The 8,784-nt window shown below is 70.8% G+C and carries 7 protein-coding genes and 2 pseudogenes; 4 read left to right on the top strand and 5 right to left on the bottom strand.

The genetic code is table 11. The annotated features are described in order from the left end of the window. Positions 1–239 (bottom strand): annotated as a pseudogene (locus R6V09_RS38990) (hypothetical protein); the annotation flags it as partial. Between the two features lie 200 nt (positions 240–439). Continuing rightward, positions 440–1,825, bottom strand: coding sequence for a transcriptional regulator (locus R6V09_RS38985; protein ID WP_317886212.1), 1,386 nt, complete (start codon positions 1,823–1,825; stop codon positions 440–442). 256 nt (positions 1,826–2,081) lie between these two features. Here R6V09_RS38985 and R6V09_RS38980 point away from each other — a divergent pair, with 256 nt between their 5' ends. From R6V09_RS38980 to R6V09_RS38970, 3 genes are all read left to right on the top strand, one after another. Beyond that, the gene (locus R6V09_RS38980) at positions 2,082–2,744 is read left to right on the top strand and encodes a bifunctional DNA primase/polymerase (RefSeq protein ID WP_317886211.1); all 663 of its coding nucleotides are present in this window, start codon (positions 2,082–2,084) and stop codon (positions 2,742–2,744) included. Between the two features lie 83 nt (positions 2,745–2,827). After that, positions 2,828–3,601 (top strand): ABC transporter ATP-binding protein, encoded by a 774-nt coding sequence (locus tag R6V09_RS38975; protein WP_317886210.1) that lies wholly within the window; start codon positions 2,828–2,830, stop codon positions 3,599–3,601. Beyond that, positions 3,598–5,205: a transporter gene (locus R6V09_RS38970; protein WP_317886209.1), complete on the top strand. Its 1,608-nt coding sequence runs from the start codon at positions 3,598–3,600 to the stop codon at positions 5,203–5,205. The genes R6V09_RS38975 and R6V09_RS38970 overlap by 4 nt, the downstream gene beginning before the upstream one ends. A 113-nt stretch (positions 5,206–5,318) precedes the next feature. On the opposite strand, the gene R6V09_RS38965 is transcribed toward R6V09_RS38970, so the two are convergent. Both R6V09_RS38965 and R6V09_RS38960 read right to left on the bottom strand, forming a co-directional pair. Next, positions 5,319–6,176 (bottom strand): alpha/beta fold hydrolase, encoded by an 858-nt coding sequence (locus R6V09_RS38965; RefSeq protein ID WP_317886208.1) that lies wholly within the window; start codon positions 6,174–6,176, stop codon positions 5,319–5,321. A gap of 566 nt (positions 6,177–6,742) precedes the next feature. Further along, entirely contained in the window at positions 6,743–7,435 is a 693-nt protein-coding gene (locus tag R6V09_RS38960) for a metal-dependent transcriptional regulator (RefSeq protein ID WP_317886207.1), read from the bottom strand. Between the two features lie 249 nt (positions 7,436–7,684). Between R6V09_RS38960 and R6V09_RS38955 the strand changes: the two genes are divergently transcribed. Continuing rightward, positions 7,685–8,440, top strand: a complete 756-nt coding sequence (locus R6V09_RS38955) for an SIS domain-containing protein (protein WP_317886206.1) — start codon at positions 7,685–7,687, stop codon at positions 8,438–8,440. Between the two features lie 43 nt (positions 8,441–8,483). On the opposite strand, the pseudogene R6V09_RS38950 reads toward R6V09_RS38955, so the two are convergent. Next, a pseudogene (locus tag R6V09_RS38950) lies at positions 8,484–8,784 on the bottom strand (diguanylate cyclase); the annotation flags it as partial.

Raw genomic sequence — 8,784 nt, 5'->3', positions numbered from 1 at the left:
GGGGCCGGGGTCCGGTGCTGGTGGTGGTGCTGTGGGTCGTGCTGCTGGTCCGGGCCCCAGGACCCGCCCCAGGCCTGGCCGCCGGCCGGGGGTGTGCTCGGCGGCTGCCCTGCCGACTGCTGGTTACCGCGTCCGCCCGTCATACCCGGCAGGAGGGGTTCACCTCCGTCGGAGGGCAGCACGATGCCTTCGCGCGCGGGCCGCGCCGAGGGCTCCTCGCCCTGTCCACTCTGCGTCACCGGGACTCCTACGAATGGGGGACCTACGGGATCGTCGGTTCACGCTACCGGGTACCCCGAGCCCGGTGCCACGCAGCACTGGACTGGACCTCTCCACTTGTGACCCCGGTAACAGTCCCGGCCCCTCATCCGCACCAAATCCCGCTCTGCGCCCTCCTTTCACCACCCGGTCACCACCGGAAGCCTCCTTCACTCCCCGCTCACGCCGCGGCCTGCAACTCCATCCGCGCCCCGAACTCCCGCACCACCGGCTCGTCCCGGTACGGCTCCAGGCGCTGCTGGAAGTCCTCCAGGTACTCGGCGCCCCGGTTGGAACGCAGCGAACCGAGCAACTCCACCGCTTTCAGGCCCGTGTTGCAGGCCTGCTCGACCTCGCGCTGCTGCACCTGCGCGCTCGCCAGCAGTACGTACCCGATGGCCCGCCGGCGCGCCCGCGACTCCGGGTGCCCGTCCAGGGACTCCTGCGCGCACCTGGCCGCCGCCTCGGCCTGCCCCAGGTCGCGGTGGCAGTGCGCCAACTCGTCGGCGAGATACGCCTCGTCGAAGTGCCCGATCCACGCCGGGTCGTCCCCGGACGACGGATCCGCCGCGTCCAGCGCGCTCACCGCACGCCCCGACGCCAGCTGCGCCGACCGCGCGTCACCCATGAGGGCATGCCCGCGCGCCTCCGCCGCGTGGAACATCGCCTCGGCCCGCGGGGTCACGCGCCCACGCGCCCCCTCCTGCGCCGCCCGCGCCAACTGCGCGATCTCACGCGGGTTCCCGAGCTGCGCGGCGAGGTGACTCATGGACGCGGCCAGCACATACCCGCCGTATCCCCGGTCCCCGGCCGCCTGGGCGAGGCGCAGCGCCTGGATGTAGTACCGCTGCGCCAGGCCGGGTTGACCGGTGTCGACGGCCATGTAGCCGGCGAGTTCCGTCAACCGGGCGACGGCGGCGAACAGTTCACGCCCCACGGCCTCCCGGTACGACCCCGCGAGCAGCCCGGAGACGACACTGTTGAGGTAGTGCACGACGACCGGACGCACATGCCCGCTGCCGTACTGGTGGTCCAGCTCGCTCAGCGCCTGCGTCATCGCGCGCACCGCCGCCACGTCGGACGGCCCCACCCGCGGTCCCGCCGCGCGTGCGACCTGCGAGTCCGGCGAGGAGATCAGCCAGTCACGGCTCGGCTCCACCAGCGCGGACGCGGCGACCGATGAACCGGACAGGAAGTCCCGGCGCCCCACGTCACTGCGCCACAGCTCACACACCTGCTCGATGGCCCCGAGGACGGTCGGCGAGAACTGCAGGCCCACACCCGACGCGAGGTTCTTGCCGTTGGCCATGCCGATCTCGTCGATCGTGACCGTACGGCCCAGCTTGCGGCCCAGTGCCTCGGCGATGATCGCCGGAGCCCGCCCACGCGGCTGCTGTCCCCGCAGCCAGCGGGCCACGGACGTCTTGTCGTAGCGCAGGTCGAGACCGTGCTCGGCGCCGCACATGTTGACCCGGCGGGCCAGCCCGGCGTTCGAGCACCCCGCCTCCTGGATGAGCGCCTGCAGCCGTTCGTTCGGCTGCCGCGCGACAAGTGGCCTTGCGGCCATGGCGTACCCCCTGGGAACAACCCCTGAAGCGAAAAGATCCGGCCGTGAAGATCAATGCCCAGCGAACATGGCGAAAATGCGAAGCATGCGAGGAATGCCGGGGTAAAAGCTGGTGCCCGCCCCTCACGTGGCTACCCAGCTCCCGCCGTCGTTCCTCCCGCGCGCCCCCACACATGCCTCCATGCGCCCCAGTTGCGGAATCGATGCTCCTCCCCCGCGCGCGCTACAGCCGTAACCCGAGGTGGGTGCGGGAGTTGTGTTGGGCGTGGAAGAGACGATCGCGGGCACCGAAGCCGCTCAGATTCCGAAGCAGCGCGGGGAATCGCTGCTGGAGACAGCCGTACGCTACGCCGAGGAGCGCCACTGGGACGTCTTCCCCGGCACCTGGCTGGAAGCCGTCGACGGGGTGCAGCACTGCTCGTGCGGCGACCCCGCGTGCGCCGCACCCGGCGCACATCCGGCGCGTGAGGACTGGGCGACACAGGCGACGGGCAGTGCGACGGTCGCGCGGCGGATGTGGCAGAAGCAGCCGGCCGCATCGATTCTGCTGCCCACCGGGCGTACGTTCGACGCGATTTCCGTTCCGGAGACCGCGGGGTTCCTGGCGCTGGCGCGGATGGAGCGCATGGAGTTGACGCTGGGTCCTGTCACGTTGACGCCCGCGCGACGAATGGAGTTCTTCGTTCTGCCGGGCGCTTCGGTGAAGGTGCCGGATCTGGTGCGGAAGATCGGCTGGTCCCCCACCACTCTCGATCTCGTGGTGCTGGGTGAGGGTGGGTATGTGGCCGCGCCGCCCACTCGGTTCGGGTCTCGGGGGGCTGTGCAGTGGGCCTGCCGGCCGACCGCGGCTAATCGTTGGCTGCCGGATGCGGAGGAGTTGATCTCGCCGCTCGCCTATGCGTGTGGGCGGGATCGGTAGTACGGCGGGTGCGGGTCGGTGGGGGCTGGTCGCGCAGTTCCCCGCGCCCCTTAGGTGGGGCACCTGACCGTAGGCTGCAAGGTATGACGTCTGCTGCCGTGCGTGTGCGTGGGCTCTGGAAGCGGTTCGGGCAGCAAGTTGCCGTGGCCGGGATCGATCTGGAGTTGCCTGCCGGGAAGTTCATCGGGCTGGTCGGGCCGAACGGGGCCGGGAAGACCACCACCCTCTCGATGGTGACCGGGTTGCTGCGGCCCGATCAGGGCAGCGTCGAGGTCGTGGGCCACGACGTCTGGCGTGACCCCGTGGCCGTGAAGGCGCGGATCGGAGTGCTGCCCGAGGGCCTACGGCTCTTCGAGCGGCTCTCGGGGCGTGAACTCCTCGGCTACAGCGGGCGGTTGCGGGGGCTGCCCGGGGCCGAGGTCGACAAGCGGGCCACACAGCTTCTGGACGTGCTCGACCTGGCCGGCGCCCAGCACAAGCTCGTCGTCGACTACTCCACCGGTATGCGCAAGAAGATCGGGCTCGCCGCCGCTCTCCTCCACAATCCCGAAGTCCTGTTCCTGGACGAGCCGTTCGAGGGCGTCGACCCGGTCTCCGCGCAGACCATCCGGGGCGTCCTGGAGCGCTACACCGCCTCCGGCGCCACCGTCGTCTTCTCCTCCCACGTCATGGAACTCGTCGAGTCCCTCTGCGACTGGGTGGCCGTGATGGCCGCCGGCCGCATCCGCGCCCAGGGCACCCTGGCCGAGGTTCGCGGCGAAGCGCCCACGCTCCAGCAGGCGTTCCTCGAACTCGTCGGCGCGGGCGCCCGCGACCACGGCTCCGACCTCGACTGGCTGGGCGGCGGCACCCGATGAGCGACACCACGACACCCGCCTCGATCACTCCCGTCGTCGTACGCCTGAAGCTGTCGTTGTTGCGCAATGGTCTACGGCAGTCAGGTGGCCGGCGGGCCGCGTATGTCGCGTCGGCGGTCGTGGCGCTGCTGTTCGCGGCGCTGCAGCTGCTCGGGCTGATCGCGTTGCGCGGGGACTCGCACGCCGACTCCGTGGTGGTCGTCCTGGTGGCGGTGCTGGGGCTGGGCTGGGCGGTGATGCCGCTGTTCTTCCCGACCGGCGACGAGACCCTCGACCCGACCCGCCTGGTGATGCTGCCGCTGCGGCCCCAGCCTCTCGTACGGGCGCTGCTGGCGGCCTCGTTGGTCGGCATCGGCCCGCTGTTCACGCTGGCGCTGCTGCTCGGGTCGGTGATCGCGGTCGCGCACGGAGCCGCCGCGTACGTCACGGCGGCCCTGGCGCTCCCGCTCTCCCTGCTGGTCTGTGTGGCCCTCGCGCGGGCCGTCGCCGCCGCCAACATCCGCCTGCTGACCAGCCGGAAGGGGCGGGACCTGGCGGTGCTGAGCGGGCTGGTGATCGCGGTCGGGGCGCAGTTGGTCAACTTCGGTGCGCAGCGCCTCGGTACGTCCGGACTGTCCCAACTCGACCCGGCGGCCGAGGTGTTGCGCTGGGTGCCGCCCGCGTCGGCGGTCGGCGCGGTGGACTCGGTGAGCAAGGGTTCCTACGGCCTCGCCGTCACCCAACTCGCCCTGTCCGCTGGCGCTTTGGCGGCCCTCCTGTTCCTCTGGTCGCGCAGCCTCACCAAGTTGATGACCTCACCCGACGGCTCCACCCTCCAGTCCGCCGAACCGGCCGCGAAGGAGAGGGCGTCCACCGGCGGCCTGGCCCGGCTCCTCCCGGCCGGCCGCACCGGCACGGTCATGGAACGCAGCCTGCGCTATGTCTGGCGCGACCCCAAGACCAAAGCGGCATGGGTGACTTCACTGGCGATCGGTCTGATCGTGCCGGTGTTCAACGCGCTGCAGGGCACCGGCTCGGTCTACTTCGCGTGCTTCGCCGCCGGGATGCTCGGCATCCAGATGTACAACCAGTTCGGGCAGGACACCTCCGCGTTCTGGATGGTCGCGATGACGATCTCCACGACCCGGGACGCCTACGTCGAACTCCGCGCCCGTGCCCTCGCGTTGCTGCTGATCACCGTGCCGTACGCGGCGCTGGTGACCATCCTCACGACGGCGATGCTCGGCGACTGGTCCCGGCTCCCCGAGGTCCTCGGTCTCTCCTTCGCCCTCCTCGGCGCGATGCTCGCGACCGGCGCCTGGACCTCGGCCCGCTTCCCCTACTCCATCCCCCAGGGCGGCCACAAGAACGTCGCCCCCGGCCAGGCCGGCCTGGCCTGGATCTCCATCTTCGGCGGCATGATCTCAGCGGCCCTGCTCTGCTCCCCCGTCATCACCCTCACGATCTGGGCCAACGTGACCGCGAACGGCGACCAGTGGAGCTGGCTCCTGCTGCCGGTGGGGGCGGGCTACGGCGCGGCAATCACTTACGCGGGCCTGCGCCTGGCGGCCCCGGGGACGGCGAGGCGGCTGCCGGAAATCTTGGCGGCGGTCAGCAAGGGGTGAGTGGTGTGCTTTTGCTTTCGCTTTTGGCTTTTAGGGGCGCGGGGAACTGCGCGAGCAACCACGACGCACCCGCAGCCGCCGAACAACCGCACTCCCCACCCCCGTAGGCGATCTCACACCAGCACCCCATCAAGAAACGGCTCAATAGCCGCCCGCCAAGCCTCCGGCTGGTCATAGTGCACAAGATGCCCGGCATCAGCCACCTCCGCATACTCCCCTCGCGGCAGCACCCGCACCATCTCCTGCGCCTCGGCCCGCCCCAACTCCCCGTCCAGCCCCCGCACCACAAGCGCAGGACACTGCACCTGGGCAAGCTCCTCCCAGTGCGCGTCGTACACCCACGTCTCCCGCGACTTCAGCATCTGCTCCGGCTCGAACACCGGCCGCCACCCGTCGGGAGACTCCTGCATGACCTCGGCGTAGAACTCCCCCCGGGACGGATTCGGCCGCTCCACCCACGGGTCGTCCTCGCCGAACCACTTCCGGACATCGGCGAGCGTGGCGAAGGGCACGGGCCAGGACTTGAACCAGTCGGACCACTCCCGCTGCGAGGCGGCGCCCAGCGCGGACGCCCGCATGTCACAGATGATCAACCCCCGCACCAGATCGGGCCGCTTGGCCGCAAGCTGCCACGCGGTGAGCGCCCCCATCGCATGCCCGATGAGGACGACCGGTGCGAGCCCGAGCTGTTCCAGCGCGGCCTCCGCGTCCTCGACGTAGGCCTCACGGGTGAAGGCCGCCTGCGGCGGCTTGTCGCTCTGGCCGTGGCCGCGCTGGTCGAGTGCGACGGCGCGGTGCCGCTCGGAGAGCCAGCGGGCGGTGGACGCCCAGTGCGAGGCACGGCCCATCAGGCCGTGCAGTAAGAGAACTCCGGGTGCCCGCTCGATCTCCCCCGACTTGGGCGGGTCCGCGAACTCCCATGCGGCCAGGCGTACGCCGCCTGCTCCGGTCACGTCGATGCGCCGCGCCATTGGTCCTGGCACCCCCCTAGCTCCGCACGGACCGCTCGCTCCCGCTTCGAGCCCATCGGTCCTGTGAACCACGCTCTGCCGCTTGTGCCGTTTCTTCTTGCTCGCGTCTCTTCTCTTGCTCGTCTCTTCCTACAGCTCACGCCCCGCGCGTTTCATCACCCACAGGTTATCGAATACAGATTCGAAAATGCCGTCTCCGGCCGCAACACCCCTCGTTCGAGTGACCCGGCCCAAGGAATGTTCGCCGCCGCCGAGGGGAGATCTTCAGCGGGAGGCGGACCGCTCGGGGAAACCGGTCCGAAGGGGATGACCTTGAGAGCTCGGGGCTCCGGGTCAGCACAGGGGAGGACAGGCCCCGGCGCCGCACGGCGCCGGGGCCACCCCCACGTTTGCGGCACATCCTCCCGCCCCCTCACGGTCATATGCCTCACGCGACAGCCTGGCACGCGAAGCGTCCCGGCGCTGCGATTCAGCGCACTGAATCTTGGAATCTCCGCGACCGGCAGACCGCCACAACTGCCTCTCCAGCCCCACGAGTTGACGGCCCCGCCGAGCGAAGGACGTGGTCAGCGCTTGGCGACGAACACATGCGAGGCGACGTCCGAGTCCAGCTCGGCCGCCTCGCCACCGCTGCCCACCAGCACCCCGCCCGCCGACTCCGTCACGCTCACCACCGAGCCGGGCTGCACTCCCGCCCGGCGCAGCGTGTACATCAGCTGCGCGTCCGTCTGGATGGGCTCGCCGATCCGGCGTACGACGACCGTCTTGCCGTCGAGGCCCGGGTCGAGGTCGGCCAGCGACACCATGCCCTCGTCGAGGAACGGGTCGGCCCCGTCCTTCTCGCCCAGCTCCTCAAGACCGGGGATCGGATTGCCGTACGGCGACTCCGTGGGGTGGCGCAGCAGCTCAAGGACCCGCCGCTCCACGGCCTCGCTCATCACGTGCTCCCAGCGGCAGGCCTCGGCGTGCACCTGCTCCCACTCCAGGCCGATCACGTCGACGAGCAGACACTCGGCGAGCCGGTGCTTGCGCATCACGCGGGTGGCGAGCCGGCGGCCCTCGTCGGTCAGCTCCAGATGGCGGTCGCTGGCGACGGCCACCAGGCCGTCGCGCTCCATGCGCGCCACCGTCTGGCTCACCGTCGGGCCGCTCTGGTCGAGCCGCTCGGCGATGCGGGCGCGCATGGGGACCACACCTTCCTCCTCCAGCTCAAGGATGGTGCGGAGATACATCTCCGTGGTGTCGATCAGTCCGGACATACGTGCCCCTCGATTACCTCTGCCCGAAGCTCGGCGGCTCCGCGGCGCGTGCGCTGGCCCTGGACTCAATTCTGACGCATCGCACTGACAACCGTGCCGCGCCGTTGAAACCAGCCGGTTACGGCGGTCCGCGAAGCCCCTCTCCGCCCGCTCCACAGCGGACCGGATCGCCCTCGACGCCGTATTGACATCCACTTGGTCCAGACCGCACGGTGATCCGCGACACAAACTCACCGAGGGGGCTCCCGCATGAGCGACCGTACGCCGGCCGGCCAGTTCTTCGACGCCGCGATCACCCTGCTCCAGCAGGTCAGCGACGAAGAGGCCGACTCCGTCGGGGCGGCCGGCACGCTCCTCGCGGACACCGTGGCCGACGGCGGGCGGCTGTTCGCCTTCGGTGCCGGGCACTCCTCGCTCGCCGCGCAGGACCTCGTCTACCGCGCGGGCGGTCTCGCCCTGATGAACCTGCTCGTGGTGCCCGGGGTCCTCGGCGTCGACGTCATGCCGGCCACGCTGGGCTCCGCCCTGGAGCGGGTCGACGGTCTCGCGGGCGTGGTCCTGGAGACGTCGCCGCTGCGCTCCGGCGACGCCCTGGTGATCATCTCGCTGTCCGGGCGCAACGCCCTGCCCGTCGAGATGGCCATGAAGGCCCGCGCCCTCGGCGTCCGCGTCATCGGCGTGACCTCGGTGGCGTACGCCTCGCAGACGACGTCACGGCACACCTCCGGGACGTACCTGAGGGACCACTGCGACGTCGTACTCGACTCGAAGATCGCCATCGGCGACGCGGAACTCACCCACGACGCCATCCCGGCCCCCTTCGCCCCCGCCTCCACGGTCGTCACCACGGCCCTCCTCCAGGCCGTCATGGCGACGGCGGCGGCGACCCTGGCCGACCGCGGCATCGAGCCGCCGCTGCTGCGCTCCGGGAACGTGGACGGCGGCCACGAGTGGAACGGCCGGGTGTTCGAGGAGTACCGGGACCGGATCTTCTACCAGTACTGAGACCGGTGCTGAGACCAGTACTGAGACCAGTTTTGGGCCGCCGCTACTTCTCCCCCGCGGCCCCCGCCAGATCCAGCGCCGCCGCGATCCGTACGGCCACGTCCTCGGCGTAGATCGAGTCGGACCGTTCGAACTGGCTGCGGCCCGCCCCGCGCAGGAACGTCACCACACCCAGTGTCCGGCCCCGGCTGCGCAGCACCGCGCACAGCGCGTGCACGGCGTCCTGGGGCCACTGGCGGGCCCGCGCCCACTCCCGGGCCTGTTCGGGCGGGGCGGCTCCGATGCTGGCCCGCACGGAGCCGACGCGTTCGACGCACTGCAGGGCCGGATGCCCCTCTCCGTAG

Origin of the sequence: Streptomyces sp. W16 (genome assembly GCF_033194735.1) — a bacterium.
GTDB lineage: Bacteria > Actinomycetota > Actinomycetes > Streptomycetales > Streptomycetaceae > Streptomyces.
This window is presented reverse-complemented; position numbering and strand designations above follow the sequence as displayed.